Annotated in this window: 28 protein-coding genes and 1 other RNA gene; 9 read left to right on the top strand and 20 right to left on the bottom strand. The window is 63.2% G+C overall.

The window, feature by feature from the left end; all coding sequences use genetic code 11:
* Positions 1-195 precede the first annotated feature (195 nt).
* Together ybaL and LMTR3_RS00140 are read left to right on the top strand one after the other, a co-directional pair.
* Positions 196-1,929, top strand: a complete 1,734-nt coding sequence (ybaL, locus tag LMTR3_RS00145) for a YbaL family putative K(+) efflux transporter (RefSeq protein WP_065743102.1) — start codon at positions 196-198, stop codon at positions 1,927-1,929.
* 832 nt (positions 1,930-2,761) lie between these two features.
* Positions 2,762-3,193 (top strand): hypothetical protein, encoded by a 432-nt coding sequence (locus tag LMTR3_RS00140; RefSeq protein ID WP_245319689.1) that lies wholly within the window; start codon positions 2,762-2,764, stop codon positions 3,191-3,193.
* 110 nt (positions 3,194-3,303) lie between these two features.
* Here LMTR3_RS00140 and LMTR3_RS00135 read toward each other — a convergent pair whose 3' ends face one another.
* The 5 genes from LMTR3_RS00135 to LMTR3_RS00115 all read right to left on the bottom strand — a co-directional run bounded on the left by LMTR3_RS00135 (position 3,304) and on the right by LMTR3_RS00115 (position 6,837).
* Complete coding sequence (locus LMTR3_RS00135; RefSeq protein WP_065743101.1) at positions 3,304-3,717, bottom strand: VOC family protein; 414 nt, start codon at positions 3,715-3,717, stop codon at positions 3,304-3,306.
* A gap of 179 nt (positions 3,718-3,896) precedes the next feature.
* The gene (locus LMTR3_RS00130) at positions 3,897-4,433 is read right to left on the bottom strand and encodes an SRPBCC family protein (protein WP_065743100.1); all 537 of its coding nucleotides are present in this window, start codon (positions 4,431-4,433) and stop codon (positions 3,897-3,899) included.
* A gap of 32 nt (positions 4,434-4,465) precedes the next feature.
* Positions 4,466-4,879 carry a DoxX family protein gene (locus LMTR3_RS00125; RefSeq protein ID WP_065743099.1) on the bottom strand — a complete coding sequence of 138 codons (414 nt, stop codon included), beginning with the start codon at positions 4,877-4,879 and terminating at the stop codon, positions 4,466-4,468.
* A 321-nt stretch (positions 4,880-5,200) separates the two neighbouring features.
* Positions 5,201-6,472: an RNA polymerase sigma factor gene (locus LMTR3_RS00120; RefSeq protein ID WP_065743098.1), complete on the bottom strand. Its 1,272-nt coding sequence runs from the start codon at positions 6,470-6,472 to the stop codon at positions 5,201-5,203.
* Entirely contained in the window at positions 6,469-6,837 is a 369-nt protein-coding gene (locus LMTR3_RS00115) for a YciI family protein (RefSeq protein WP_065726765.1), read from the bottom strand. Before LMTR3_RS00115 ends, LMTR3_RS00120 begins: the two co-directional genes overlap by 4 nt.
* Before the next feature lie 425 nt (positions 6,838-7,262).
* Here LMTR3_RS00115 and LMTR3_RS00110 point away from each other — a divergent pair, with 425 nt between their 5' ends.
* Positions 7,263-8,228, top strand: a complete 966-nt coding sequence (locus LMTR3_RS00110) for a 2-hydroxyacid dehydrogenase (RefSeq protein WP_065743097.1) — start codon at positions 7,263-7,265, stop codon at positions 8,226-8,228.
* A 139-nt stretch (positions 8,229-8,367) separates the two neighbouring features.
* Here the strand turns inward: LMTR3_RS00110 and LMTR3_RS00105 are convergent, their stop codons facing one another.
* Complete coding sequence (locus LMTR3_RS00105; protein ID WP_065743096.1) at positions 8,368-9,027, bottom strand: TetR/AcrR family transcriptional regulator; 660 nt, start codon at positions 9,025-9,027, stop codon at positions 8,368-8,370.
* A 107-nt stretch (positions 9,028-9,134) separates the two neighbouring features.
* On the opposite strand from LMTR3_RS00105, the gene LMTR3_RS00100 reads away from it, so the two are divergent.
* Positions 9,135-9,779: a glutathione binding-like protein gene (locus tag LMTR3_RS00100; protein ID WP_057842790.1), complete on the top strand. Its 645-nt coding sequence runs from the start codon at positions 9,135-9,137 to the stop codon at positions 9,777-9,779.
* 169 nt (positions 9,780-9,948) lie between these two features.
* On the opposite strand, the gene LMTR3_RS00095 is transcribed toward LMTR3_RS00100, so the two are convergent.
* The 11 genes from LMTR3_RS00095 to LMTR3_RS00045 form a co-directional block, all read right to left on the bottom strand.
* Entirely contained in the window at positions 9,949-10,515 is a 567-nt protein-coding gene (locus LMTR3_RS00095) for a TetR/AcrR family transcriptional regulator (protein ID WP_065743095.1), read from the bottom strand.
* A gap of 4 nt (positions 10,516-10,519) precedes the next feature.
* On the bottom strand, positions 10,520-10,987 hold the full coding sequence (locus LMTR3_RS00090) for a nuclear transport factor 2 family protein (RefSeq protein ID WP_065743094.1): 468 nt from the start codon (positions 10,985-10,987) through the stop codon (positions 10,520-10,522).
* Positions 10,988-11,134: 147 nt separating this feature from the next.
* Positions 11,135-11,587, bottom strand: coding sequence for a tol-pal system-associated acyl-CoA thioesterase (gene ybgC / locus LMTR3_RS00085; RefSeq protein WP_065743316.1), 453 nt, complete (start codon positions 11,585-11,587; stop codon positions 11,135-11,137).
* Positions 11,588-11,592: 5 nt separating this feature from the next.
* Complete coding sequence (locus LMTR3_RS00080) at positions 11,593-11,967, bottom strand: type II toxin-antitoxin system VapC family toxin (protein WP_349643781.1); 375 nt, start codon at positions 11,965-11,967, stop codon at positions 11,593-11,595.
* Complete coding sequence (locus tag LMTR3_RS35990) at positions 11,964-12,155, bottom strand: type II toxin-antitoxin system VapB family antitoxin (protein WP_084029296.1); 192 nt, start codon at positions 12,153-12,155, stop codon at positions 11,964-11,966. Before LMTR3_RS35990 ends, LMTR3_RS00080 begins: the two co-directional genes overlap by 4 nt.
* 69 nt (positions 12,156-12,224) lie before the next feature.
* A complete protein-coding gene (locus tag LMTR3_RS00075; RefSeq protein ID WP_065743093.1) occupies positions 12,225-13,136 on the bottom strand; it encodes a metallophosphoesterase in 912 nt (303 codons plus the stop codon).
* 185 nt (positions 13,137-13,321) lie between these two features.
* Positions 13,322-14,368, bottom strand: a complete 1,047-nt coding sequence (ruvB, locus tag LMTR3_RS00070; protein WP_065743092.1) for a Holliday junction branch migration DNA helicase RuvB — start codon at positions 14,366-14,368, stop codon at positions 13,322-13,324.
* Positions 14,365-14,784, bottom strand: coding sequence for a cytidine deaminase (locus LMTR3_RS00065; protein ID WP_065743091.1), 420 nt, complete (start codon positions 14,782-14,784; stop codon positions 14,365-14,367). Before LMTR3_RS00065 ends, ruvB begins: the two co-directional genes overlap by 4 nt.
* 41 nt (positions 14,785-14,825) lie before the next feature.
* Positions 14,826-15,443, bottom strand: coding sequence for a Holliday junction branch migration protein RuvA (gene ruvA / locus LMTR3_RS00060; protein WP_065743090.1), 618 nt, complete (start codon positions 15,441-15,443; stop codon positions 14,826-14,828).
* Between the two features lie 319 nt (positions 15,444-15,762).
* Positions 15,763-16,290 (bottom strand): crossover junction endodeoxyribonuclease RuvC, encoded by a 528-nt coding sequence (gene ruvC / locus LMTR3_RS00050; RefSeq protein ID WP_065743314.1) that lies wholly within the window; start codon positions 16,288-16,290, stop codon positions 15,763-15,765.
* Positions 16,291-16,492: 202 nt separating this feature from the next.
* Positions 16,493-17,239, bottom strand: a complete 747-nt coding sequence (locus LMTR3_RS00045) for a YebC/PmpR family DNA-binding transcriptional regulator (protein WP_065743088.1) — start codon at positions 17,237-17,239, stop codon at positions 16,493-16,495.
* A 202-nt stretch (positions 17,240-17,441) separates the two neighbouring features.
* Between LMTR3_RS00045 and LMTR3_RS00040 the strand changes: the two genes are divergently transcribed.
* The 4 genes from LMTR3_RS00040 to LMTR3_RS00025 all read left to right on the top strand — a co-directional run bounded on the left by LMTR3_RS00040 (position 17,442) and on the right by LMTR3_RS00025 (position 23,191).
* Positions 17,442-19,220 (top strand): methyl-accepting chemotaxis protein, encoded by a 1,779-nt coding sequence (locus tag LMTR3_RS00040; RefSeq protein WP_065743087.1) that lies wholly within the window; start codon positions 17,442-17,444, stop codon positions 19,218-19,220.
* A gap of 265 nt (positions 19,221-19,485) precedes the next feature.
* Entirely contained in the window at positions 19,486-19,965 is a 480-nt protein-coding gene (locus LMTR3_RS00035; protein ID WP_176721802.1) for a (2Fe-2S)-binding protein, read from the top strand.
* Positions 19,962-20,978: an FAD binding domain-containing protein gene (locus LMTR3_RS00030; protein ID WP_065743085.1), complete on the top strand. Its 1,017-nt coding sequence runs from the start codon at positions 19,962-19,964 to the stop codon at positions 20,976-20,978. The genes LMTR3_RS00035 and LMTR3_RS00030 overlap by 4 nt, the downstream gene beginning before the upstream one ends.
* A gap of 5 nt (positions 20,979-20,983) precedes the next feature.
* The gene (locus LMTR3_RS00025; protein ID WP_065743084.1) at positions 20,984-23,191 is read left to right on the top strand and encodes a xanthine dehydrogenase family protein molybdopterin-binding subunit; all 2,208 of its coding nucleotides are present in this window, start codon (positions 20,984-20,986) and stop codon (positions 23,189-23,191) included.
* 187 nt (positions 23,192-23,378) lie between these two features.
* Here LMTR3_RS00025 and LMTR3_RS00020 read toward each other — a convergent pair whose 3' ends face one another.
* The 3 genes from LMTR3_RS00020 to ssrS all read right to left on the bottom strand — a co-directional run bounded on the left by LMTR3_RS00020 (position 23,379) and on the right by ssrS (position 25,137).
* Positions 23,379-24,200: a TIGR00282 family metallophosphoesterase gene (locus LMTR3_RS00020; RefSeq protein ID WP_065743083.1), complete on the bottom strand. Its 822-nt coding sequence runs from the start codon at positions 24,198-24,200 to the stop codon at positions 23,379-23,381.
* Positions 24,201-24,203: 3 nt separating this feature from the next.
* Positions 24,204-24,779: a 5-formyltetrahydrofolate cyclo-ligase gene (locus tag LMTR3_RS00015; RefSeq protein ID WP_065743082.1), complete on the bottom strand. Its 576-nt coding sequence runs from the start codon at positions 24,777-24,779 to the stop codon at positions 24,204-24,206.
* Between the two features lie 197 nt (positions 24,780-24,976).
* Positions 24,977-25,137: non-coding RNA, 6S RNA (gene ssrS, locus LMTR3_RS00010), on the bottom strand.
* A 231-nt stretch (positions 25,138-25,368) separates the two neighbouring features.
* Here ssrS and LMTR3_RS00005 point away from each other — a divergent pair.
* Positions 25,369-25,764 carry an endonuclease domain-containing protein gene (locus LMTR3_RS00005; RefSeq protein WP_065743081.1) on the top strand — a complete coding sequence of 132 codons (396 nt, stop codon included), beginning with the start codon at positions 25,369-25,371 and terminating at the stop codon, positions 25,762-25,764.
* Positions 25,765-25,986 lie beyond the last annotated feature (222 nt).

The raw sequence follows: 25,986 nt of genomic DNA, 5'->3' as shown, positions 1-25,986 counted from the left end.
GCGCGGACCATTGGCGAAAAAACAACCGCGCGTGACCCCATCAATACAAGCCCAGCCTGATTGATGAATGCGATTAGTTTTGCGGCACGAAAGTGCTGCCGTTCTACCATTGAGTATCATCCCGCCTCACTTGGTCGCAGGGTTTGGAAGCACGGTCATGGCAAAATACGGAGTTGGAACCACGCGGGATAGAGAATGCAGCACGATACGCCTCTCATCGCTACTATCGTCGCTGGCCTGGGGCTCGCGTTTGTACTCGGCGCAGTTGCTCAGCGCCTTCGAATTCCACCACTAGTTGGATACTTGCTGGCAGGCGTCGCCGTCGGCCCTTTTACGCCGGGCTACGTTGCAGATCAGGCACTGGCGACCGAGTTGGCCGAGATCGGCGTCATTTTGCTGATGTTTGGCGTTGGGCTTCACTTTTCGCTCAACGACCTTTTGTCCGTACGCGCGATAGCGCTGCCGGGTGCCGTTGTTCAAATCGTTGTCGCCAGCCTGATGGGACTGGGTCTCGCGCTGTTCCTGGGATGGACTATTGGCGCCGGTCTTGTCTTTGGACTGGCCTTGTCCGTCGCAAGCACCGTGGTGTTGCTCCGAGCCATGCAGGAACGACGGCTGATGGAGACGGAGCGGGGCCGGATCGCGGTAGGCTGGCTGATTGTGGAAGACCTCGCAATGGTGCTTGCGCTCGTCTTGCTTCCGGCTCTGGCTGGCTTGCAGGACGCAAACAGCAACACACTCACTGCGGACCCGCTAGCGTCCTGGCTCGGGACGGGACTTGGCGGAGTGCTGGTAGTCACCATTGCAAAGGTCGGTGTCTTCGTTGGCATCATGCTGATTGTAGGACGGCGCTTTATTCCCTGGATACTTCACTACATCGCACACACCGGCTCGCGGGAGTTGTTCCGTCTCGCCGTTCTGGCAATCGCCCTCACCGTGGCATTCGGATCGGCGAAGCTGTTCGGCGTTTCCCTTGCACTCGGCGCGTTTTTCGCCGGAATGATCCTCAGCGAAAGTGCACTAAGCCAACGCGCGGCCCAGGAAACATTGCCATTGCGCGATGCCTTTGCCGTACTGTTCTTCGTCTCCGTCGGCATGTTGTTCAATCCGGCGAGCCTGCTGCGCGAGCCATGGCCGTTGCTCGCCACGCTCTTCATCATCATCGTCGGAAAGTCAATGGCCGCCTTCCTGATCGTGCTCGCGTTTCGTCATCCGGTCGGAACGGCATTAACAATCTCGGCCAGTCTCGCCCAGATCGGGGAATTCTCGTTCATTCTGGCTGAACTTGGAGTGAAGCTGAACCTGCTGCCGACGGCAGCACGCGATCTCATTCTGGCCGGCGCAATCCTCACCATCATGCTCAATCCCCTGATCTTCGCCGCAATCGACTGGTTGTCCCGACGCCTGGAGCGAGCGCCCAGCCACGGCGGTATCGACGTTCTCGGCCCCAAGACGACAGGACAGGTCGCTCCGCCCGCGAAATCATCCGCCTCGCCCGAGGCCACGCGTCTGACAGATCATACAATACTTGTCGGCCATGGCCGCGTCGGCAGCATTGTTGCCGATGCCTTGAAGAAGAGCGGTCAACCGTTCCTCGTTATCGAGGATGCCGACGATGTCGTTGCGAAGCTGCGCGAGAGCAACTTCGAGACCATCGTTGGAAATGCTGCGCGTTCCGATGTCCTGAAATCCGCCAATCTCGCCGGCGCACGATATCTGCTGATTGCCATACCGGAAGCATTCGAAGCAGGTCAGATTGTGCAGCAGGCTCGTGCTGCGAATCCGGGTATCCAGATCATCGCCCGTGCGCACTCAGATGCCGAAGTCGAGCATCTGAGGTCGCTCGGCGCCGATCTCATCATCATGGGGGAGCGGGAGATTGCGCTGGGAATAATTCATAATCTGTTCGGGTGGCAAGCGCGTAGCTAGCGGCACAACGTTAGCTGTTTCCGCCATTCATGGCAGCCCGCCGTGCGTCGAAACATCGCGGGGTGCGGGTGGCGATATTCAAGGAAAATGCGCAGTGTTAAACTTGTGGCAGGCTGAGGGTGGCGATTGGACGAGAGGAGGTGTGCAATGTTGCCCGCGAGAGCACCTCAGACGCCTCGCAATATCCAGGCATTTGACCTCATTGCGCCCGACGGAAAAATTCACCGGTTTCCCAAACTGACGCGGCGACAGCGCGCTGCCTTGTGGCTTCTCTCTCTTGCAGATCCAGCAGTATCGATCGCTATTGTATGGGTCTTGTCTACGCAGCAGGAGTTGTTGGGAGAGAGTATGGCGAGCTCGCATCTGATCCCTGTATGATTCCGTTTTTGCTATGGGCTCGGCAGTTCGTCACGTGAGGTCAGCGCCACCGCGACACTCTCCTGTTGCTTCAACTCCTTTCGAAGCAAGTTAGCCCAATAGGGAGCCATCGTGCGTGGTCTGCTATTCGCCCATTGCTTCATTTTCACTGCTGCTCAGCGACGCGTCGCTTTAGCTGGGCGCTCGTCGTGGAAAGGATCGGGTTGAGGCGTCGGCAAGTGCTTCTGCTCGCGATGAACTTTCGAGCATTTTTGGATAGGGATCGACGAGCCCTAATGGGCACGTTTCGAGGACTGACGCGGGCTAGCGATTGCTGGTGGAACAGCGTTGCGTCCGCGTTCTGCGGGTCTAGGCTGCAAGCGGGATGTCCGGCGCAGGCACTTGACCAAACCTTGCCACATGTCCCAGCGTAACTGGGCCGGGGGCAGTGCTGACGGAGGAGCTGCACATGGGAATGGCGGTCATCAAGTTCATCATTGTCGCCGCCGCGCTGTTGGCGGCAATCATGCCGGTGCAGGCCGAGATTCGCATTCTCGCCAGCCCCGGCGGACAGGTCGGGCCGTTTCTCGAGCTGTTCGATCGCGTGCGCGAGACCGGGGAGCGGGTGGTGATCGACGGGCCATGCCTGTCGGCCTGCACGCTGGTGCTGATGACGGTGCCGGCCGAGCGCATCTGCGTGACCCGCCGCGCGGTGCTCGGATTCCACGCCGCGCGCTCGATCGATGGCCGCGGCCGGATCTATGCCGAGCCGGAAGCCTCGCGCGCAGTGCAGGCAGCCTATCCGGCGCGGGTGCGGGATTGGATCAGCCGGCGCGGTGGACTGACGTCGCGGATGCTGCTGCTGCGCGGGCGTGACCTGGCGGCGATCTATCCAAGGTGCAGATGATTTGTAGGAATCGTAGGGTGGGTTAGCGGAGCGTAACCCACCAAAGTCTCGATACTCGGCTAGTTCGGCCGGTGGGTTACGGCTTCGCCTAACCCACCCTACGAATCCGACTACATATCTTCCTTCGGGCAGTTCACCATCCACGGGATACCGAACCTGTCGACGCACATGCCGAAACCGTTGGAGAAGAAGGTCTTGCCGAACGGCATCCTGACCGTGCCGCCTTCGGCGAGCGCATTGAAGCGGCGTTCGGCGTCGGCGGGATCTTCGACCTGCAGCGAGACGGCAAAGCCCTGCGGTTGTTTGTAATCGCCGGGCGTGGCGTCCGACGCCATCAGCACCTCGCCATCGATCGTAATGCTCGCATGCATGAGCTTCTTCTTCCAGTCGGGCGGCGTCGGCATGTCGGGCGGCGCGCCCTCATAGGGAAACATCGCACCGATCTGGGCGCCGAGCACCTTTTCATAATGCTTCAGCGCTTCCTCGCAATTGCCGTTGTAGAACAGATAGGGATTGACCTGCATGTGGATCTCCTTGGGTTGCCGATCAGTTCTGATGTCGGTGGCGTTCCCCGGATGCAGTGCAGCGCGTTAGCGATGCGCTGCTGGTCCGGGGTCCATCATTGGGTCCCGGCTCTGCGTCGCATCACTGTCGTGCTGCGCCGCGTCCGGGACACGATAGTGTCGTGACAGTGTCGTCACACTCATTTCTCGGTGAGCGTCTTCAGATTGGCGAGACCGGCTTCGAAATCCCTGCCGATCATGCGATCCAGGTTCATGAACACCTGCATCAGCCTGGACATGAAGTTCGCCGGACCATGCATCAGCCATGTGACATGGGTGCCATCGCCCTGCGGCAGCATTGTGAACTCGGCGGTGTTGTGGCCTTCGAACGGCGTAAAGAAATCGAGCTTGATGACGATTTTCTGAGGCGTCGCAGCTTCGAGAATTTCCATGCGACCGGAACCGACATTCTTGTCGCCGTCCCAGGCATAGACGGCACCCTTGCCGCGCTCCGCACCGCTATAGGTGCGCTTCATCGCCGGGTCCTTTTCCTCGTAAGGCGACCAGCTCCGCCACTGCTGAAAGTCGGAGATCAGCGGAAAGATCCGCTCCGCCGGCGCCTTGATGCTGATCGCGCGCTGCACCCGTAACGTATTCGGCTTGGTCGCGGCGAGAATGAGCACGATGGCGACGGCGATCGCCAATATGACGGCTATGACGGCAATGACTTCCAGCATGTCGGGCTCCGTGAACAATCGGTTGAAGTTCGTCAGCGGCGAAAGGGGATCAGGTTGCGCAGGTTCTTGTCGCGCAGCCACAGCCCGCCCCACAGCATCAGGCCGAGATAGAGCCCGAACAGCGTGTGCGTAAGCAGGGGGCTGTCGATCCGCACATGCGAAGCGATCGCGCCGCCGAGATAGCCGGTGAGCAGGATCGCCCCTAGGATCGAGGTCGGCGGAATGGCGTAGAGCACGGTGCAGACGATGGTGATGGCGCCGAGGCCGCGCATCAGCGCGTCGCTCGATCCGTACCCCATTCTGTCCATGGTTTCCGTGACGACCGGCCACGGCACCAGCTTGATGGCGCCGTCGATCATCAGGAACAGGATGACGAGGCCGGAGAGAATGCGGCCCGTCCAGCGTGCCGGATTTGAGACAGGCGCGGTCTCGGCGATGACGGTCATGATCGGTCCCCGTTGTCTTGAATGGCTGCTCGGATTCAAGACGAATGAGGGAGGTGGAAACCGACAGGGGGCCGCGAAATTTTTCGACAAGGACGCCGTAGTGCCCCGGGCTAGTCCCGGCTTAATCATTGCTCGCGGTGTGCATCACCCTCCCCTGGAGGGCCCCTGGAGGGGGAGGGTCGATGCGAAGCGGCGGGGCGGGGTGACGGTCTTTCCACATCCAGCATGCCCGAGTGGAGAGATCACCCCACCTCGGTTCGCATTTCATGCGAACCGATCCTCCCCTCCAGGGGAGGATAAGACCATGCAAGGGGAGAAGAGCTACTTCCCCGCCTTCTTGCCGCGGGGCTGGCTGTCGCGCTGCAGGCGGTCGAGGTGCATGCGGATGTGGGCGGCTTCGGCCGAGGTGTTGGCGAGCGCAATGGCGCGGTCGAAGGCCACGCGGGCCTCGTCGTTGCGGCCGAGTTGCATCAGGAAGGCGCCGCGCACGCCGAAGAAATGAAAATAGTTCGACAGCCGCGCCGCTAAGGGCTCGATCATGTCGAGCGCAGCTTCCGGCCCTTTCACCTTGGACACCGCGACCGCGCGGTTCAAGGTCACCACCGGCGACGGCTGCATGATCTCCAGCGCGCCATAAAGCAGGTCGATCTGGGTCCAGTCGGTATCCTCGGGTTTTTCGGCGCGGGCATGCAGGGCGGCGATCGCGGCCTGCACCTGATAGGGGCCGCTGCGGCGATGGCGCATCGCCTTGTCGATCAGCGCCAGCCCCTCGGCGATCAGAGCCTTATTCCATTTCGAACGGTCCTGGTCGTCGAGCAGGATCACGGCACCATCGGCATCGAACCGCGCCGCAGAGCGCGCATGCTGCAGCAGCAACAGCGCCGTCAGCCCCATGATCTCGGGCTCGCTCTGGAACAGCCGCAGCAGCAGCCGCGCCAGGCGAATGGCCTCCTCGCACAAAGGCGCGCGAATCTCGGCGGTGTCGCCAGAGGCTGAGTAGCCCTCGTTGAAAATCAGATAGATCATGGCGGCAACGGAGGCGAGGCGCTCGGAGCGCTCCGCTGCGCCCGGCGCTTCGAACGGCACGTTGGCATCGGCGACGCGCGCTTTCGCGCGGGTGATGCGCTGCTCCATCGCGGCTTCCGAGACCAGGAAGGCGCGCGCGATCTGCTTCACCGTGAGGCCCGAAACGATGCGCAGCGCCAGCGCGATCTGCTGCGTCGCCGGCAGGTCCGGATGGCAGCAGATAAACAATAGCCGCAGGATGTCGTCGCGGTAATGCGAGCCGTCGAGTCGCTCGGCAAGCTCCTCCTCGGCGTCGTCGAGGTCGGAGATCGCCTCGTCCTCGGGCAGCGCCGTTTGCTTCTTGCCGCGCCTGATGTCGTCGATCGCGACATTGCGGCCGACCATGATCAGCCACGCCGCCGGATCGCGCGGCGGGCCGTTTTGCGGCCAGCTCTTCAGCGCACGCAGGCAGGCGTTCTGAAAGGCTTCCTCGGCCGTATCGAGGTTACGGAAATAGCGCAGCAGCGCGCCGACCGCCTGAGGGCGAGCCGAAGTCAGTGCGGCATCGATCCAGGCGGTATCGGTCATGGCTGCACGCTCCCCGCCGTGAAGTGGCCGACGGGACGGATCTCGTAGGCGCCGCCGGGATTGGCCGCGCCGAGATCGCGGGCGACGCCGAGCGCCTCGTCGAGGTCCTTGCAGTCGACGAGATAGAATCCGAGCAATTGTTCCTTGGTTTCGGCATAGGGGCCGTCCAGCACCAGCGGCGGATCGTCCTTGCGCAGCGTGGTCGCCGCCGTCGTCGGCAACAGCCGCGCCACCGGGCCGAGCCGGCCCTGTTTGGTCAGTTTATCCTGAACGACGGTCAATTTCTTCATGACCGCCGCGTCCTGTTCCTTGGTCCAGGAACCGACAGTGTCTTCATCATGATAGCAAAGAATGGCGTACAGCATGAGGCTCAAGCATCTCCGTTGTCTTGATGACGAACGATTATGCCCGGAGCCGACAGGCGCGTCGAAGAAATTTTGAAAAATGCCCTGCCTGCCGTCAGGGACCGACAATCGGCGGCGGTGGTGGATTGAAATGCCTGTAGGCGTGAATGGCCGCCGTGGAACAAAGGCCGCACACACCGAGAATGAGAACGATGCACCTGAGCGTTTTCATCCGACGGCCCCGACTCTGGCCGGCCCAAAGCCGCGGTGATTGTACTGGCAGGCGAGCGCCAGCCGGACCATCACCGCCACGATGACGAGTTTGCAGATCACCAGCAGATTGGGCATGCAAGGTCTCCCTTGTCGGATGAAAGGAGGCTAGAGAAACACTTGGGTCCGCGATGTGAGGCGGATCACGCCGAGTTGGCGACGCGAAAGGAATGGCAATGACGAAGGGTGCGCTTGCGCTGCTGGTACATGGCGGGACCGACAACTGGTCGCCGCAGCGCTGGAAGAGCCGGTTCGATGATGTTTGCGAGGGGCGGTCCGTGCTGCTGTTGCCGGATGCGTCATTCGATCCGGCTGATGTCCATTACGCGGCGGTGTGGAAGCCGCATCCGGGCGAGCTCGCCGCCTTCCCCAACCTGCGTGTCATCTTCAATCTCGGCGCGGGCGTCGATGCGCTGATGGCCGATCGCTCGTTGCCTGACGTGCCGCTGGTGCGCGTCGCGGTCGGCGACCTCACCGCGCGGATGACCGAATATGTCGTTCTGCATGTCCTGATGCACCACCGGCAGGAGCCGTACTTGCGCGAATCGCAGCGCGAAAAGCGCTGGGCGCCGAAATCGCAATGGGTGGCGGGCGCAATCTCCGTCGGAATCATGGGGCTCGGCACGCTCGGCACCGATGCCGCCGACGTGCTGCGGCGGCTGGGCTTTCGTCTCGCAGGCTGGAGCCGCAGCCCGCGAACGATCGAGGGCATCGAATGCTTTCACGGCGAAGCGCAGCTCGAGCCATTCCTGCGGCGGACCGACATTCTGGTATGCCTTCTGCCGCTGACGCCGGAGACGCGACACATTCTCAATCGGGGGCTGCTTGAGAAACTGAATCGCACGAGTCCGCTCGGCGCGCCGGTCGTGATCAATGCCGGCCGCGGCGGCCTGCAGAACGAGGCCGACATTTTGCAGTGCCTCGATGATGGCACGCTCGGCGGCGCCTCGCTCGACGTCTACGCCACCGAGCCGCTGCCCGCCGACAGCCCGTTCTGGACCCATCCGAAGGTGGTGCTGACCCCGCACAACGCCGCCGACACCGATCCCGACGAGATATCGAAATATGTCGCGCAGCAGATCGCGCGGTTTGAGGAAGGCGGCGCGCTGGAGAATGTGGTGGACCGTAAGCGGGGGTATTGACGATTCTATCGTCGTCCCTGCGGACGCAGGGACTCATACGCCGCGGCTCCTCGTTTGAATGCTGGGGCCAGTTACCTTCGCAGCTACAACGCAGGTGGTTATGGGTCCCTGCGTTCGCAAGCAGGGACGACGGAGAGAGTTATTTCGCCGCCCCGACCATCACCTCGATCGCACCGTTGACGATCGTCTCCAGTTCCTTGCGCGGCACCTGAGCGCGGGCGCGGATGGCGATGGTGTGAATGGTGGCGGAGGCAAGTTGCGCCAGTAGGGTCGGATCGGCGCTCGCCGGTAGCTCGCCCTTCTCCTGGGCGCGCCGGAAACAGGCGGCAAAAGCCCTGTCGAGCTCGGCAAAACCTTCCAGCACCATCGCGCGGATATCGGGGTCATGCACCGCCTCGGAGGCTGCGGTCATCACCGTGAAGCAGCCGCGCGGACCGGATTCGCCGGACAGATAGATGTCGAGCGCCACCGCATAGATGCGTTCGAGGCGTTTTCGGATCGGCAACTCGTTCCGGAAGATGTCGCCCATCGCGACCCGCGCGTCGTCGCGATAGCGCCGGTAGCTCTTGATGAAGAGTTCGCGCTTGTCGCCGAACGCGCCATAGAGGCTCGGCCGGTTCATGCCGGTGGCGGCGGAGAGATCGTCGAGCGAGGTGGCCGCAAAACCGTCCTTCCGAAACAGGTCGAGCGCCTTGCCGAGCGCCACGCCCGGCTCATAGGCGCGCGGGCGGCCCCGCCGCTTGGGTGGGACGGGAGCGTCGATCCGCGGGACCGGGGGCCTTTTCCTTTTTTGTACCATTTCGCAAAGAATTCCTTGACCGGCTCTATATTATGCGGAACAGTATAAAAATCAATCCTGCCCGCCTTGAACGCCGGCCGATTGATCAACCGCCAAGGAGGCAAATCATGGACCTGTATTTCTCGCCGCTCGCCTGCTCGCTGGCGACCCGGATTGCGCTGTACGAAGCCGGCGTTGAGGCCAATTATCTCGAGGTCGATCCCAAGACCAAGGTTGTGCAGAAGGACGGCTCGGATTTCCGCACCGTCAATCCGCTCGGGCTGGTGCCGACGCTGCGCACCGACGACGGGACCGTGCTGACGGAGAACGCGGCGATCCTGCAATATGTCGCCGACCGCTTTCCGGGCGCCGGCATCTCGGCCAATTCCGCCGAGGAGCGCAGCCGCCTGCATCAATGGCTGTGCTTCATCGGCACCGAACTGCACAAGGCGCTGTTCGTGCCGCTCCTCGACAAGACGGCGCCGCAGGACGCAAAGACTTATGCGCTGAACAAGAATATGTCCCGGCTCGACTATCTCGAGAACTACCTAAAGGGCCGCGAATTCCTGCTCGATCACTTCAGCGTCGCCGATGCCTATCTCGTCACCATCATCAACTGGACGATGGCGACGCCGCCGATCGAACTGGCGAAGTGGCCGGCCGTGAAGGCCTATTACGAGCGGCTGCGCGCCCGCCCGAGCATAGCAAAGGCGGTCGCCGAGGAGTTCGAACTCTACAAGGCCGAACTCGCGCGGCATAAGGCGGCGGCGTAAGGCGCAGTTTCTCAACACGTCTTCCCCGCCTGGTGCGCAATTGCGCACTGGCGCGGGGACCCATAACCACCGGGGTCCGTGAGGGCAATCGTCACTCACCGCGTACAAGTCGAAAGGCCGCGGCGTATGGGTCCCTGCTTTCGCAGGGACGACATCGTTCTAGCAGCCATCACGCCGGCGGCGCCAGCAACCGCGCCGTCAGATCGCTCAACGCGCGACGAAAGATTTTGGCGTCGCTCCGCGCCCGCGCCAGCACCAGCGCGCCCTGAATGGTGAGGAGCGCATCCTCGGCGCGCCGCTGGGCCTGGCTGTTCGTGAGCCCGGATCGCCGCAACAGCGACGCCAGCGCCGTTTGCCAGCGCGCGAAATAGCCATCGACCGCTTCGGAAAAACTGTCGCGCGCCGAGCCGAGCGCCACCATGCCGACCAGGCAGACGCGATCGCCCGAGTGGAAATATTGATCGACGCCAGCGATCATCGCAGCGACGGCGCGCGTCGGATCGTCGGCGATGCGCAAGGGCGCGAAGATATGGAGTTCGAACCAGCCGTCGATCTCGGCCAGCACCTCGGCGGCCATCTGCTCCTTGCCGCCGGGGAACAGATGATAGAGGCTGCCCTTGCCGAGGCCTGTGGCCTCCGTGATCAGCGTCAGCGAGGCGCCCTCGTAGCCATGCGCGCGAAACACCTCGCCGAGCGCGCGCAGTACCTCTCCACGTTCGACGCCTCTTGTCAGCATCTGATCATAGCGGGTTCTCGCTCAGTCCCGCGACATCCGCCGGGCGCGGACCGGGGGCCGGCCAATGGAAGCGCCGCTCGCTTTCCTTGATGGCGAGATCGTTGATGCTGGCCTCGCGCCGCCGCATCAGGCCATGCTCGTCGAACTCCCACTGCTCGTTGCCGTAGGAGCGATGCCACTGTCCGGCGTCGTTGTGCCACTCATACTGAAAGCGCACGGCAATACGGTTCTGATCGAACGCCCAGAGATCCTTGATCAGGCGGTAGTCGTGCTCCTTCGCCCATTTGCGGGTGAGGAACTCGACGATCGCGTCGCGGCCCTGGAAGAATTCGGAGCGGTTACGCCAGCGGCTGTCCTCGGTATAGGCCAGCGATACCCGGACCGGATCGCGCGAATTCCAGGCGTCTTCGGCCATGCGCGCCTTCTGGGCTGCGGTTTCGCGGGTGAAGGGCGGCAGCGGCGGACGCGACATGAGGTTTCTCCGGGTTGCTAACCCCGAGACATTGTACCGATCGGTACAGAGAGTCAATATCCATAGCGTTTTCGAGCGAAGCATGCCCTCGGACGTGATCCGAGGGTGGATGCCGGTTCGAGTGAAGAAAACGCGTCAAACCAAGATTTACTCCGGCGCCAGATCGGCCTTCATCAACAGCCGCAGCGATTTTGGGATCGGCTTCGCCCGTCCCTCGCTGATGAAGGCAACGCGCACCTCAGCCCTGACGAGGACATCCTCGCCGCGACGCACCTCCTGCGCCAGGGTGATGGAAGCGCCCTTCACCGCGACCGGCCATGTCACGACGTCGAGCACGTCGTCCATCCGCGCCGGCCGCAGAAAATCGAGCCGCATCGAGCGCACCACGAAGGCAAAGCCCGGCGTCTCCTCCTGCGCCTGTTCGAACAGCGCATGCTGCGACGCGCCCAGCAGCCGCAGATGGTTGGTGCGTCCGCGCTCCATGAAGCGCAGGTAATTGGCGTGATAGACGATGCCGGAGAAATCGGTGTCCTCGTAGTAGACACGGACCTGCATGTGATGGCGGCCGTCGCGGATCTCGCCGTCGAGGGAAGGTATCATCGACATTACTCCCGAACGTCCGCGGCAAGCGATAGCGATTGCGCCGCAGCAAGCAATCGCTTATCGCGCGTCCAGATCAATGTCTCGGGCGTAAGAGCGGCCGCGGCCAGCAGATGGGCATCGACGTATCCGATGCCGGATCCCGGCAACTTGCGATCCGAGATAAACTTCAGGACTTCGTCGGAGCTAGCCACGCTTGTTCTTGGAAGAGTATTTAGGTCTCCAATCAAATTGGAGGACCCGAGAGCCGATCCAAGCAACAACTCGCCGACAACGAAGGGATGCATGGCGACTTCACCGCGATCGAGCAATTGAGCCAAACGCGCATCAACGTGACGAAAGTGATCGATCCAGATCGACGTGTCGACAAGCACCATCATTTAGGGCGTCGGCGCGGCGGTGCTTTGGCATCAGGTTGCGTTCCCCCCATTCGGGCAAGCCGGCGAGCAGCTTCGCGCTCGACAAACGCCTTCAGCGCTTCTCGTATGACGGCTGATTTCTCAGAGACGCCGGCAAATTCCTGCGCCTTGGCAAATAACTCGTCGTCTATCGCTATCGTGGTTCGCATGGGACGTGCACCTCTTCTGCATCAAAAATAGCATCATTTGATGCAGAAATCCATGCCCGGCGGGTGCGGCTACGCCACCGCCGGCTGCCCCGCCCCAATCGTCACCAGCACGATCTCCGGGGGCACCCCGAGCCGGAACGGCATGATGCTGCAGCCGAGACCGCCGGAGACGACGACGTCGCAGTTCATCTTGATGTGGCCGTAGGCGAGCTGCTGGCCGGAGGGCGAAATCGGGGACCAGCCGAGCATCCGCACCTGGCCGCCATGGGTGTGTCCGGAGAGCTGCAGCGCAACGCGCGCGGGCACGCGCCGCGCGATGTCAGGCTCGTGCGCCATCAGAACCACGGGCGCATCGTCGGTGATCTTCGCCAGCGTCGCGCCGAGATCGTCGACGCCGATCCGCTTGAGCGGCCTGAAGCGGCGCGCCGGCACATAGGCGAGTTGGTCGCCGAGACCGGCCAGCCAGAACGAGTGACCATTCTTGCTGAACTTCCTGGCGTCGTTCTCGTACACCGGGATACCGACCGCTTCCAGCGCACGGCCCGCGCTCGGCAGCCCCTGCCCGTTGCGCTGCACTTCCTTGTCCTCCCACCAGTCGTGATTGCCGAGCACCGCATGCACGCCGAGCGGCGCCTTCAATCCGGCCAACGCTTCCGCCCATTCGGCGTCGGGAATGAAGCGCGTCACCTTGCGATGTCCGGCCACGTAGTCGCCGAGCATGACGACGACGTCAGGCTTGAGCGCATTGGTGCGTTCGACGATCTCACCGATATGATCGAGCGACATCCAGGGATCGCAGGCATGGAGGTCGGCGATGGCGGCGATCCTGAGCTTGAGACCTGCCGGCCATTGCGGCGGCGAAAGGTTGTACCGCACGACGCGAAGCCGGACGACCGGCGCGCTGAACCCGTAAGCGGTGGTCGAGGCGCCCAACGCGCCCAATCCACCCATGGACTTCAAGAAATGACGGCGTGTTAACATGTGATCCAATCGTGATGCACCGCCAACATGGTGGCGGATTGAGCCTGAATTGGGGTGCGTTTGTGCAGAACGTCAGCAGGCCTCCAGCAGCTTCTCACCAGCGGCACTCCACGGCAAGCAAGCCGGAGGCTCAAGCGCCGGCTGTTGCCCTTAGTGCATCGCCGGAACGATAGGGTTCGAAGCGCTCAGTCGTCGCTGTCGTTGCCGAACAGGCCGAACTGCGCGGGATCGCGCGTGGGCTCGGCGAGGCCGAGGTGGCGGAAGGCGTGCGAGGTGAGCAGCCTCCCGCGCGGGGTGCGTTGCAGATAGCCGCACTGGATCAGATAGGGCTCGATGATGTCCTCGATGGCATCGCGTGGCTCGGATAGCGCCGCCGCCATGGTCTCGACGCCGACCGGGCCGCCGCCATAGTTCATCGCAATCGTCGTGAGATAACGGCGGTCCATGGCATCGAGGCCGGCGGCATCGACTTCCAGCGCGCTCAGCGCGTGGTCGGCAATCGCGCGGTCGACCGAGCTGGCGTCGGCTGCGGATGCAAAATCGCGCACGCGACGCAACAGGCGGCCGGCAATGCGCGGCGTGCCGCGGGCGCGGCGCGCGATCTCGTTGGCACCGTCGGCCGTCATGCCGATATTGAGCACGCGGGCGCCGCGGCTGACGATCCTCTCCAGTTCTTCCTCGGTGTAGAAGTTCAGCCGGATCGGAATGCCGAAACGGTCGCGCAGCGGATTGGTCAACAGCCCTGCGCGCGTCGTGGCGCCGACAAGGGTGAACTTTGCGAGATCGATCTTGACCGAACGCGCCGCCGGCCCCTCGCCGATGATGAGGTCGAGCTGAAAATCCTCCATCGCAGGGTATAGCACTTCCTCGACCGCCGGGCTGAGGCGATGAATTTCGTCGATGAACAGGACGTCGCGCTCTTCGAGATTGGTGAGCAGTGCTGCAAGATCGCCGGCCTTGGCGATGACGGGACCTGACGTGGCGCGAAAGCCGACGCCGAGTTCGCGCGCGACGATCTGCGCCAGCGTGGTCTTGCCGAGGCCGGGAGGCCCGACGAACAGCACGTGGTCCAGCGCCTCGCCGCGCTTACGCGCGGCCTCGATGAAGATCGAGAGGTTCTTGCGCGCCTGAGCCTGGCCGACGAACTCGGACAGCAGTTGCGGGCGCAACGCAGTGTCGCCGACATCGTCGGAACGGCGCTCGGGGGTGACGATCCGGGAGGGGGTGTTCACCCGTTGCCCCTCCGGTACTTGTTGGGCAAAAGCTCGTCGATGGTGACGACGTTCGGCTCGCGGCCATGGTCGGGAACGATGACCCGCGCCTTTGCATCGTAATCGTGGATCAATTCGCGACAGATGCCGCAGGGCGAGACCACGGCGATATCGCCGGGCTCGTCCGGCTTGGGATGACGCACCGCGACGATGGTCTCGATGCCGCGATCGCCGGTTTCGGTGATGGCGCGTCCAATGGCGATCGCCTCCGCGCAGACGGCGATCCGGCCGATATAGGCATCGATATTCACGCCGGTGACGATGCGGCCGTCGCGGGTGCGCATCGCAGCGCCTACCTCCTGCCATTTGTTGCGATAACGCGGCCTGATCGCGTCAATCGCGGCGGCGATAAGTTCTTTGTCTTTTTCGCTCAACATGGCGGAAACGCCTTCCTTCGTCGGTCAATGGCGAACATAGCCTATTTCGCCAGTTCCTTCAGGCCCAGCCGGATCAGTTGCGCGGTCTCGGCATTCTCGCCCGCGCTGCGCGAGGCGGCGGCAATCGCAGCGGCCGCCTGCGGCTGGCCGTAGCCGAGATTGACCAAAGCCGAGATCGCGTCGGTGACCGGGCGCGGCGCGCGGTCGCTGTCGATCGCGCCGGCGAGATGCACCACGGCCGGATCGACATTGGCAAACGCCGGCGCCTTGTCCTTCAATTCAGAAACGATGCGCTCGGCGACCTTTGGCCCGACGCCGGGCGTGCGCGATACTGCGGCCTTGTCGCGCAGCGCAATCGCATTGGCGAGTTCGGCAGGCGGCAGCGTGGAGAGCACCGCCAGCGCGACCTTGGCGCCGACGCCCTGCACGGTCTGCAGCAGGCGAAACCACTCGCGCTCCGTGTCGGTGCGGAAGCCGAACAGCTTGATTTGGTCCTCGCGGACATAGGTCTCGATCGAGAGCACCGCAGCCTCGCCGGGCGACGGCAGCGCCTGCAGCGTCCGCGAGGAGCAATGCACCTGATAACCGACGCCGCCGACGTCGAGGATGACAAAGTCCTCACCGTAGGAATCGATCAGGCCCTTGAGTTTACCGATCATCTTGAAGACCCGAATCCGATGCTGGCGACGGCAGAACCGATAACTGTGGTGCCGACATAGGTGAGGGACGTACCGACGGAAGGGTTCCCTCCCCCCTTGCGGGGGAGGGTTAGGGAGAGGGGTGCCGCTTGTTCAGTCGGTTGACGCAAAGCGAGAACAACTTCCTCGCCGAAGACCTCGACAGGCTCGTTGGAATATTCCCGCCGCATGTCGTCTGCCAGAACCCGGGGTTTACCCCTCTCCCCAACCCTCCCCCGCAAGGGGGGAGGGAGCCTGATGAGCGTGCTCACCTCACATCGCATCATTTCGAAGTTGCCGATCATAAGCTCGCCACCTTCATCCGCAGCGCCGCGCCCTGGCGGTGGTGGGCGTGGGTGATGGCGATGGCGAGCGCATCGGCGGCGTCGGCGGATTTGGGCTCGGCCTTCGGCAGCAATATCTTCAGCATCACCGCGATCTGGTTCTTGTCGGCATGGCCGGCGCCGACCACGGTTTTCTTGACTTGGTTGGGCGCATATTCCGCAACCGATATGCCGAACATCGCGGGCGCCAACATGGCGACGCCGCGGGCCTGGCCGAGTTTCAGGGTGGCGACGCCGTCCTTGTTCACAAAGGTCTGCTCCACTGCGGCTTCCGCCGGCCTGAAATCGCCGAGCACGGCGGCGAGCCCCTCATGGATCGCGAGCAGGCGGCTCGCTATCGGCAGGTTGTCCGGCGGCTCCACCGAGCCGCAGCCGATGAAGACGAGCCGGTTGCCCTCGGTCTCGATAACGCCCCAGCCGGTGCGGCGCAGGCCGGGGTCGATGCCGATAATCCGGACGGGATGGCGAATCGGTGTGGATGTCATGGCGTAGTGATAACGCCAGAGCCGGGTGAACGAAACATAAAGAGAACAGAAATCCCCGCGAATGCGTGCCCGGACGCGGCGCACCGCGAAGTGGTGCGCTGCAGAGCCGAGGCCCATCTATCCAATCGTCGTGTGGTGACATGGGTCCCGGCTTTGCGGAGCAGCGTTGCACGCTGCACCGCGTCCGGGACACGTGGCAGCCCTACCCGCCCATCTTGGCGACCAGCGCGTCGGAGACCTCGAAATTGGCGTAGACGTTCTGCACGTCGTCGTGCTCGTTCAAGAGATCCATCAGCTTCAGCAGCTTCTCGCCAGTCTCGTCGTCGACCGCGACCGTGTTCTGCGGCTTCCAGGTCAGCGCTGCCTTGCGGGCTTCGCCGAACTTGGCTTCCAGCGCTTTCGCAACCTCGCGAAAGGTTTCCTGCGAGGCGTAGATCTCGTGGCCGCTTTCGCTGGATACGACGTCGTCGGCGCCGGCCTCGATCGCGGCTTCCAGCATCGCGTCGTCGGAGGCCTTGCTGGCGTCGTATTCGATGATGCCGGTGCGGTCGAACATGAAGGCGACCGAGCCGGTTTCGCCGAGATTGCCGCCGGACTTGGTGAAATAGGAGCGGATGTCGGAGGCGGCGCGGTTACGGTTGTCCGTCAGCGCCTCGACGATGATGGCGACGCCGCCGGGGCCGTAGCCCTCGTAGCGGATCTCGTCGTAGCTCTCGCTCTCGCCGCCGATCGCCTTCTTGATAGCGCGCTCGATATTGTCCTTCGGCATGTTTTCCTGGCGCGCCGCGATCACGGCCGCGCGCAGCCGGGGGTTCATCGCCGGGTCCGGCGTTCCAAGCTTGGCGGCGACCGTGATTTCGCGCGCCAGCTTGCTGAACAGCTTGGACTTCTGGGCATCCTGCCGGCCCTTGCGGTGCATGATGTTCTTGAATTGGGAATGGCCGGCCATGCGGAGTCTCTTGGATTCGTCCCAGGGGAATGTAGGGGGTGAAGCGCGGCCTTATAGGCCGGCAATTGGCCGAAATCAAAGATTTACAGCCCATCCGGGTATGCCGGTACTGCCGCGCGCCGAAATATCAGGCAGTTGTTAACCATGATTTCATGCCCGGATGAGAGGATTTCGCACCGATCCTCAACTTTTGAGAGACGTCATGGCCTTCGGTTTGTTCAAAAAGCGGGTGCCGGAACCGGCCTTGCCTGCCGTCCGGCCCAAGGCCCAAACGGCGGTTCAAACGGCGGCTCAGCCGGCCGCCGTGACGGAGGCCGGCTCGGGCGACGGCGAGTCGGCCAGGGCGATCCTCGAACTTCTGGAACTCGAACTCGGCGCGATGATCCGCCAGCTCGAGCGCGCGGCCAATTCGGTCGCCGGCGGCGCCGAGGCGACCGCTGCGACGCTCACCACCATTCGCCAGCGCACCGATGCCCTGACGAGCCGCACCAGCGCCGCACAGGGCACGGCGACGACGTTTTCGCAGGCCGCCGACAAGTTCACCCAATCGGCGCAAGGGATCGGCTCCCAGGTGCGCGACGCCGGCAAGCTCGCCGACCAGGCCAGTGAGGCCGCCCGCGAAGCCGGCGCCAATGTCGACCGCCTGAGGGAATCATCGGCCGCGATCGGCAACGTGGTCAACCTGATCGCGCAGATCGCGCGGCAGACCACGCTCCTGGCGCTCAATTCCACCATCGAGGCCGCACGCGCCGGCGAAGCCGGGCGCGGTTTTGCCGTGGTCGCCACCGAAGTGAAGGCACTCGCGGTGCAGACCCAGAACGCGACAGAGGAAATCACCAAGAAGATCGAGGCGCTGCAGCGGGATGCCGCGGGCTCGGTCGATGCCGTGCATCGCATCACGCAGGCGATCGAGGCGATCCGCCCGGTGTTCGAGAACGTCAACGGCGCGGTCGCCGAACAGAACGCAACCACCGGCGAGATGGCCGACAATGCGGCCGCCGCTTCGAGCTTCATCGCTTCCGTCGGCGCCAGCGCCACCGAAATCGACAGCGCGACCAAGGAAGCCGAGGTGCATGGCGAAAGCGTCGCCAAGGCCGGACGAGCCGTCACCGCCTTTGCGCAGAAGCTCAAGGCGCGCTGCGCCGTGCTGCTGCGCCAAGGTGAGCGGACCGAGCGCCGTAAGGACGAAAGGTTGCCTTGCAGCCTCAAGATCGAAATTACGGCCCCGCGCGGGGTGATATCAGCACCTGTCTACGAAATTTCCAGGGGAGGCATTCTCGTCAGCGGGACAGACGCGGAAGCGCTCGTGCAGGGCCAGAGTTTTGATGCGACGCTGCAGGATGTCGGCGCCTGCCGGATTCGTATCGTCCAGCGGTCGAAAGCCGGCACGCACGCACAATTCGAACGGCCGGATGCCGAGCTGACCGAAAAGATCGAAGACAAGCTGTGGTCGATCCAGGACGACAACACCGAAGCGGTCACCCGCGCGATGGAAGCCGGCGCGGCGCTGAAGAAGATTTTCGAGAACGGTATCGATAGCGGCGCCATCTCGATGGAAGACATGTTCGACACCAACTATGTCGAGATAGCCGGCAGCAACCCGGTGCAATATCGCACCAAAATCCTGGACTGGGCCGATCGCGCGCTGCCGCCGTTCCAGGAAGCGTTCCTTGCCAAGGACAAGCGGATGGCGTTCTGCGCCATGATCGACACCAACGGCTATTTGCCGGTGCACAACAAAATCTATTCGCACCCGCAGCGCCCGGGCGACGTTACCTGGAACACCGCCAACAGCCGCAACCGCCGCATCTTCAACGATCCGGCGGGACTTGCTGCCGGGCGCAATCAGCGCGCCTATCTGATCCAGAGCTACGCCCGCGACATGGGCAACGGCAACACCGTGATGATGCGCGAGATCGACGTGCCGATCCGCGTCAAGGGCCGCCACTGGGGCGGCTTCCGCACGGCCTACCGGCTGTAATCACTTTAACCGGCCGACAAGCCGCATTCAGTCGTGCGGTTTCGCGCGATCGCGCCAGAAGCCTGTCCAAAAACTGTGCAGCAAGCAGATTCGCATATCGCGCTTTCGGTCTGAACCTTCCCTGTTCGAACTCGTTGATAGGCGGGCTTGGCCCCCTCAGCGCGAACTCAGGCTGGATCATCCCGCGCGCACCATCCTTGCGCACCAGCCCAGGCAGGCGGAGATCAACATGGCGCGATCTGGCGCAGCAAAGCGTGTAACGCGGATGGTCACCGTGCCGGAGAAAATTCCGATCAGGCTGACCGTCAACGGTAACCGCATGGAACTGACGGTCGCCCCGTGGACGACGTTACTCGACGCGCTACGCGATCATCTCGACCTGACGGGCACCAAGAAGGGCTGCGACCACGGACAATGCGGCGCGTGCACCGTTCTGGTCGACGGGCGACGGATCAATTCCTGCCTGACGCTGGCGGTGATGAAGGAAGGCGCCGAAATCATCACCATCGAGGGCCTTGCACACGACGGTGAGCTGCATCCGCTGCAGCAAGCCTTCATCGATCATGACGCATTTCAGTGCGGCTACTGCACGTCGGGACAGATCTGCTCGGCTGCCGGGCTGATTGCCGAGGGCAAGGCCAAAACGGCCGACGAGATTCGCGAACTCATGAGCGGCAACATCTGCCGCTGCGGCGCCTATCCGAACATCGTGTCGGCGATCCAGCAGGCGATGGAGCGATCATGACCCCGTTTCAATATTCGCGCGCAAACGACGTCGCCGACGCCATCAAGCAGATTGCCACCGATCCTTCCGCAAAATTCATCGCGGGCGGCACCAACCTGATCGACCTGATCAAATATGATGTCGAGGGTCCGAGCCGGCTGATCGATATTTCGCACCTGCCGCTCAGGAGCGTCGAACCAACCTCCGCTGGCGGCGTTCTGATCGGCGCGATGGTGCCGAATACCGACCTCGCCTACCACCCCCTGATCGAGGGGCGCTATCCACTGCTCTCGCGCGCGATACTATCAGGCGCGTCGCAGCAGTTGCGCAACATGGCCTCGACCGGCGGCAACCTGCTGCAGCGGACGCGCTGCTTCTATTATTACGACACGGCGACGCCGTGCAACAAACGTGAGCCGGGTAGCGGCTGCTCGGCGATCGATGGCGTCAACCGCATCAATGCGATCCTCGGAACGAGCGAGGCCTGCATCGCTACGCATCCTTCCGACATGTGCGTGGCACTCGCGGCGCTCGAAGCCACCGTGCATGTCACAGGTCCGGCCGGGGCGCGCATCATCGCGTTTGCCGATTTCCATCGCCTGCCCGGCAACACGCCGCAGCGCGACACCAATCTGGAACCCGATGAGATCATCACGGCCATCGAGCTTCCGCCAAAAGGGTTTAGCGCGAACTATTCCTACCTGAAGATTCGCGATCGCCTGTCGTACGCGTTCGCGCTGGTATCGGTGGCGGCAGCGCTCGAACTCGACGGCGACACGATCAAGGAAGCCCGCCTGGCGCTCGGCGGCGTTGCGCACAAACCATGGCGCAGTACCGCGGCCGAAGCGGCCCTGCTCGGACAACGCACTGACGCGACCGCATTTGCGAAGGCCGCGGATTGGTTGCTGCACGGCGCCAAAGGCTACGGACACAACAACTTCAAGATCGGCCTGGCGCGGCGCGCCATCATGCGGACGCTCGATCAGGCCGCGCGGGGCACGCCGCAGTCGAACTCCGACAAGAAAATACGGTGAGCGCCATGGCATCCTATATCGGATCAGCGACACCCCGCGTCGACGGCAGGGCCAAGGTCACCGGCGAAGCCAAATATGCCGGCGAGTTCAACGTCCCCGGCCTCGTCCATGGCTATGTCGTCGAATCGACGATTCCGAAGGGCCGGATCGTGCGCATCGACCCCAGCGGGGCGCTGGAGGTTGACGGCGTGATCGACGTGCTGACCCATCGGAATCGGCCGCAGATGGCCGATAAGGACGACGCCTACAAGGACGAAGTCGCGACGGAAAAAGGCTCACCCTATCGCCCGCTCTACGACGACATCGTCCTTTTCAGCGGGCAACCGCTCGCGCTGGTACTCGCCGAGGATTGGGAAACCGCGCGCGTCGCTGCTTCGCTGGTAAAGGTCGAGTACCAGAAGGCGCCTCACGTCACCGATCTGCACACCGAGCGCGCCAACGCGTTTGCCATCGACAAGCCGGAGAAGCCGCGCGGCGATGCCGAGAAGGCATTTGCGTCCGCCGCCGTGCGCCACGAGGCCGAATATTTCATTCCGACCGAGCACCACAATCCGATGGAATTGTTCGCCTCGACGGCGATCTGGGATGACGGCCAGCTCACCGTCTACGACAAGACGCAGGGCGTGCAGAACGTACAGCAATATCTCTGCGGCGTGTTCAAGATGAAGCCGGACGCGGTTCGCGTCATGTCGCCGTATATGGGCGGCGGTTTCGGCTCCGGCCTGCGCCCGCAATACCAGGTCGTGCTGGCGGTGCTGGCGGCGCGCGCGCTCAAACGTCCGGTTCGCGTCATGCTCAGCCGGGCACAGATGTACGCCCTCGGCCACCGGCCCGCGACCATCGAACGCCTTGCGCTCGGTGCCAAGAGCGACGGCACGCTCGACGCGATGACGCACGAGGCCATCGCCGTGACCTCGCAGTTCGAGGAATTCGCGCGCAACGACACCGGCTGGGGCAATCTGCTTTACAGGAGTCCCAACGCGAAATTCGAGCACAAGCTCGTGAAGCTCGACGTGCCGACGTCCTGCGACATGCGCGCACCGGGGGCTGCGACCGGCGTCTATGCGCTCGAATGCGCGATGGACGAACTCGCCGTCGCGCTCAAAACGGACCCGGTGCAGTTGCGGCTGCAATGCTATTCCGATCGCGATCAGGGCGCGGATATTCCCTATACCAGCAAGCAACTGCGCGAGTGCTACCGGGAGGGCGCGGCGGCGTTCGGCTGGGACAAGCGCAAAGCGGAGCCGCGCTCCATGCGCGAGGGCAGCGATCTGGTCGGCTGGGGCATGGCGTCCGGCGTATGGGAAGCCCTGCAGATGGCGACCACGGTGCGCATCGTGCTGACAGCGAACGGCCATGCGGAAGTGGCGACCGCAGCCTCCGACATCGGCACCGGCACCTACACGATCATGGCGCAGGTCGCGGCCGACATGCTCGGCCTGCCGATCGACAATATCAACGTCAAGCTCGGCGATTCCACGCTGCCGCAATGTCCGCTGGAGGGCGGCTCGTGGATCGCATCCTCAGTATGCAACGCGATTGCCAATACCGCCCGCGCGGTTCGCGGCGACTTGCTGAAGCTTGCAATCGGCATGAAGGATTCGCCGCTGGCGGGTGCGGGCGTAGACGACGTCGCGCTGATTGACGGCAAGATCGTCAGCAGGCGGGATGCGACCCGCGCGGTCTCGATTGCCAGCGCGATGCAGTCCGGCACCGCCGATCGCATCACGCGCGAGGAGGCCAACAAGGTTGCCGAAGACAAGTCTCACGCGCGCAATGTCCACTCCGCCATCTTCGCGGAGGTCAAGGTGGACGAACAGCTTGGTGTGATCCGCGTGACCCGCGTAGTCAATGCCGTCGCTGCAGGCCGCATCCTCAATCCGAAGACCGCCCACAGCCAGGTCATGGGTGGCGTGGTCTGGGGAATCGGCATGGCGCTGCACGAGGAAACGCTGTTCGACCATCGCTTCGGACGCGTCATGAACGCCAACATCGCCGAATACCATGTGCCGGTGAATGCCGACGTGCACGACATCAAGGTGATCTTCGTCGACGAGCCCGACGAGATGGTCAATCCACTCGGTATCAAGGGCCTCGGCGAGATCGGCATCGTCGGCGTGGCGGCGGCGATCGCCAACGCGGTCTATCATGCGACGGGAAAGCGCGTCCGCGACCTGCCAATTACGCTGGACAAGGTCATTCAGTTCAATTGAAGCCCTGTCCCGGACGCAGTGCAGCGCGTAGCGCTGCTCCGCAGAGCCGGGATCCATCTTTCCGCATATCATCTCTGGACCCCGGCTCAGCAGCGCATCACTGCATGCTGCGCTGCGTCCGGGGAACGGAGAGTGACAGCGCAACAACCAGCAGCCTCGGCATCGACACTCCGGCGTTTGTATCGCTTCACGCCCAAAACGCCGGCACGGCCGGCTCGAGCCTGCCGCCGGCCCGCACCGGCGCAACACGCAGCGCGAGGCCGGTTAAATCATCGGTCTCGACCGCAACACCGCTGAGTGTCGCCACCCCTGCGGCCGGTTCGAAACGGGCTGATGGAATACCCGTCGTAAAGCGCCGCAGCGGCTCTTCCTTCTGCATGCCGATGATGGAATCATAATCGCCGGTCATGCCGGCGTCCGTCATGTAGGCGGTGCCGCCGGCGAGGATCTGATGATCGGCGGTCGGCACATGGGTGTGCGTGCCGACGACGAGGCTGGCGCGGCCGTCGCAGAAATAGCCGATGCCTTGTTTCTCGCTGGTCGCCTCGGCATGGAAATCGACCACGATCGCATCTGCGGCTTCGCGCAGCGGACAGGCCTCGAGCTCCCGATTGAGCACCGCGAAGGGATCGTCGAACGGCGTCATGAAGACACGGCCGATCGCGTTGACAACGAGCGCGCGCTTGCCGTTCTTGGTATCGACCAGCGCCGCTCCCCGGCCCGGCGTGCCCTTTGGATAGTTCGCGGGCCGGACCAGTTTCGGCGCGCGCTCGATGAACACCAGCGCCTCGCGCTGATCCCAGGCGTGATTGCCGAGCGTGATGGCGTCCGCCCCGGCGTCGAGCAATTCCTGATAGACCGCCTCGGTGATGCCGAACCCGCCGGCGGAATTCTCGCCATTGACGACGACGAAGTCGAGAGCCCAGTCCCTGATCATGCCGGGCAGATATGCCGCGACCGCGGCGCGCCCAGCGCGACCGACCACGTCACCAACGAAGAGAATACGCAAAGTTCAGCTCCGGAAATCGAACACCTTCTTTTCCGTTAGCACATAATCCAGCGCCACGTCGTGCGGCAGCGCGGGAACGCCTTTTATTTCCTGCACGGAAAAGGCGGTGCCGACAGCCGTAATGGCCTTCGCTTTGCGCAAGTGGGCGAGCGTGAAGTCGTAGTGTCCGGCGCCATAGCCGATGCGGTGGCCGGCGCGATCGAACGCAGCCAGCGGCACCAGCATGATATCTGGAACGAGTTCGGCCGCCGCCGGCGACGGTTCGAGAATGCCGAGCGGCCCCATCATCAGCCGATCGTCGGGCGACCACGCGCGAAACGCGAGCGATTTGCCGCGCGACAGCACCGCCGGCAGCGCGAGCTTTGCGCCCTGCTCGGCGAGCTTGCGCATCAAGGGCGCGGGATCGATCTCGCTGCGGATCGGCGAGTATCCCGACACGACGAGCCCTGGCTCGACCTCGAACGGCAGGCCGCGCTTCGCCATCGCCTGCGCCGCAGCCGCGCGCTGCTCGTCGCTCAACGCATCGCGTTTCGCCAGCGCTGCGGCGCGGAGATCGGCTTTCGACAGGGTTGCCGTCATGCAGTATCTTTCCGCTGTCATCAACCGCGACCTGTCCGCCGAAGCTCAACGAGCGAAGGCGGAAGGCGGGTGATCCAGTATTCCAGAGACTTCAGTGATTCAACCGAGACGCCGCGGCGTACTGAATACCCCGCATGCGCGGAGTATGACGGGACGTGCGCGGGTAGGACGAGGTCGCAGGCAACAACAAATTAAAGTGCGAGGCCACGAACGCCGTTGAAGCACTCGATCCCGGAGTTCCCTACGAAAGTAGGTGGGCACCATATGTCCGGATCCACGGACCCGGCCAGGGACAGTTCCCTAAAGGATCGATAAGGCCCCGGGGATATATGGCTCCTGACGCACGACGCAGCTTCGCGAAGCCAATGTAAGCGTTACGGGACCAATCCGCCAGCGGTTACCGGGTTAGCAGCTTCCTCATCCTGCCGAGTGAAGATCGAGTAGGGCGGGAAACATCTCGCTTGTGCTCGCCCTTAGATTGCGCTTCTCTTCACCCTCCCCTGGAGGGGGAGGGTCGTTCGCGTTCGGCGATGCGCAGCATCGTCGAATGCGAGCGGGGTGGGGTGATCTATCCGCGAGCGAGGTAGAAATGATTTCAACGGCGATCCGCCGCGCCGCTGCGAAGAGGCTGCGGGCTAACACCACGCCGCATGAGCGCATCCTCTGGCGTGCGCTGAAAGAACTGCCGATCGAAGGCACGCATTTCCGGCGACAGGCGCCTATCGGTCCATATGTCGTGGACTTCTTCTGTCCAGCAAAGCGTCTCATCATTGAACTTGATGGCGGGCATCACAACGAGGATGCAACAGCCAAGCGCGACAGCGAAAGGCAGGCATGGCTGGAGCAGGAAGGATATCGGGTTATCCGCTTCTGGAATTCGGACATTGCTGGCGATTTGAATGCTGTGATGGAGAAGATTTACGTGGAGGTGTATGGGTCGCTTGACGCGGAAACCTTTCCACTGAAGCACCGCCGACGAGGATAGTCTGTCACCCCGCCCCGCCGCTGCGCGGCGACCCTCCCCCTCCAGGGCTACGGGATCCCCGAAAGTGATTCCCCGGATTTTGTGAATGTGATTCGAGGCCTTTCGACCTATTTTGGCGGGAGGCATGCGATGTCTTTTGGCGATATTCGGGTTGCTGAGCGTGCTGATTGGCTGATCGAGCGGGTGGCGACAGCGGGAACGCTGGTGCTGCGCAAATTGGGG

The sequence above is a fragment of the Bradyrhizobium sp. LMTR 3 genome, assembly GCF_001693485.1.
GTDB lineage: Bacteria > Pseudomonadota > Alphaproteobacteria > Rhizobiales > Xanthobacteraceae > Bradyrhizobium.
The sequence above is the reverse complement of the archived record's forward strand: the minus strand, read 5'-3'. Positions and strand labels throughout refer to the sequence as shown.

Bases quoted from the DNA above. Each gene is read 5' to 3' on its own strand.
- ybaL (WP_065743102.1), top strand. From the start codon at position 196: ATGCAGCACGATACGCCTCTCATCGCTACTATCGTCGCTGGCCTGGGG.
- LMTR3_RS00140 (WP_245319689.1), top strand. From the start codon at position 2,762: ATGGCGGTCATCAAGTTCATCATTGTCGCCGCCGCGCTGTTGGCGGCA.
- LMTR3_RS00135 (WP_065743101.1), bottom strand. From the start codon at position 3,717: ATGCAGGTCAATCCCTATCTGTTCTACAACGGCAATTGCGAGGAAGCG.
- LMTR3_RS00130 (WP_065743100.1), bottom strand. From the start codon at position 4,433: ATGCTGGAAGTCATTGCCGTCATAGCCGTCATATTGGCGATCGCCGTC.
- LMTR3_RS00125 (WP_065743099.1), bottom strand. From the start codon at position 4,879: ATGACCGTCATCGCCGAGACCGCGCCTGTCTCAAATCCGGCACGCTGG.
- LMTR3_RS00120 (WP_065743098.1), bottom strand. From the start codon at position 6,472: ATGACCGATACCGCCTGGATCGATGCCGCACTGACTTCGGCTCGCCCT.
- LMTR3_RS00115 (WP_065726765.1), bottom strand. From the start codon at position 6,837: ATGCTGTACGCCATTCTTTGCTATCATGATGAAGACACTGTCGGTTCC.
- LMTR3_RS00110 (WP_065743097.1), top strand. From the start codon at position 7,263: ATGACGAAGGGTGCGCTTGCGCTGCTGGTACATGGCGGGACCGACAAC.
- LMTR3_RS00105 (WP_065743096.1), bottom strand. From the start codon at position 9,027: ATGGTACAAAAAAGGAAAAGGCCCCCGGTCCCGCGGATCGACGCTCCC.
- LMTR3_RS00100 (WP_057842790.1), top strand. From the start codon at position 9,135: ATGGACCTGTATTTCTCGCCGCTCGCCTGCTCGCTGGCGACCCGGATT.
- LMTR3_RS00095 (WP_065743095.1), bottom strand. From the start codon at position 10,515: ATGCTGACAAGAGGCGTCGAACGTGGAGAGGTACTGCGCGCGCTCGGC.
- LMTR3_RS00090 (WP_065743094.1), bottom strand. From the start codon at position 10,987: ATGTCGCGTCCGCCGCTGCCGCCCTTCACCCGCGAAACCGCAGCCCAG.
- ybgC (WP_065743316.1), bottom strand. From the start codon at position 11,587: ATGATACCTTCCCTCGACGGCGAGATCCGCGACGGCCGCCATCACATG.
- LMTR3_RS00080 (WP_349643781.1), bottom strand. From the start codon at position 11,967: ATGATGGTGCTTGTCGACACGTCGATCTGGATCGATCACTTTCGTCAC.
- LMTR3_RS35990 (WP_084029296.1), bottom strand. From the start codon at position 12,155: ATGCGAACCACGATAGCGATAGACGACGAGTTATTTGCCAAGGCGCAG.
- LMTR3_RS00075 (WP_065743093.1), bottom strand. From the start codon at position 13,136: ATGTTAACACGCCGTCATTTCTTGAAGTCCATGGGTGGATTGGGCGCG.
- LMTR3_RS00065 (WP_065743091.1), bottom strand. From the start codon at position 14,784: ATGTTGAGCGAAAAAGACAAAGAACTTATCGCCGCCGCGATTGACGCG.
- ruvA (WP_065743090.1), bottom strand. From the start codon at position 15,443: ATGATCGGTAAACTCAAGGGCCTGATCGATTCCTACGGTGAGGACTTT.
- ruvC (WP_065743314.1), bottom strand. From the start codon at position 16,290: ATGACATCCACACCGATTCGCCATCCCGTCCGGATTATCGGCATCGAC.
- LMTR3_RS00045 (WP_065743088.1), bottom strand. From the start codon at position 17,239: ATGGCCGGCCATTCCCAATTCAAGAACATCATGCACCGCAAGGGCCGG.
- LMTR3_RS00040 (WP_065743087.1), top strand. From the start codon at position 17,442: ATGGCCTTCGGTTTGTTCAAAAAGCGGGTGCCGGAACCGGCCTTGCCT.
- LMTR3_RS00035 (WP_176721802.1), top strand. From the start codon at position 19,486: ATGGTCACCGTGCCGGAGAAAATTCCGATCAGGCTGACCGTCAACGGT.
- LMTR3_RS00030 (WP_065743085.1), top strand. From the start codon at position 19,962: ATGACCCCGTTTCAATATTCGCGCGCAAACGACGTCGCCGACGCCATC.
- LMTR3_RS00025 (WP_065743084.1), top strand. From the start codon at position 20,984: ATGGCATCCTATATCGGATCAGCGACACCCCGCGTCGACGGCAGGGCC.
- LMTR3_RS00015 (WP_065743082.1), bottom strand. From the start codon at position 24,779: ATGACGGCAACCCTGTCGAAAGCCGATCTCCGCGCCGCAGCGCTGGCG.
- LMTR3_RS00005 (WP_065743081.1), top strand. From the start codon at position 25,369: ATGATTTCAACGGCGATCCGCCGCGCCGCTGCGAAGAGGCTGCGGGCT.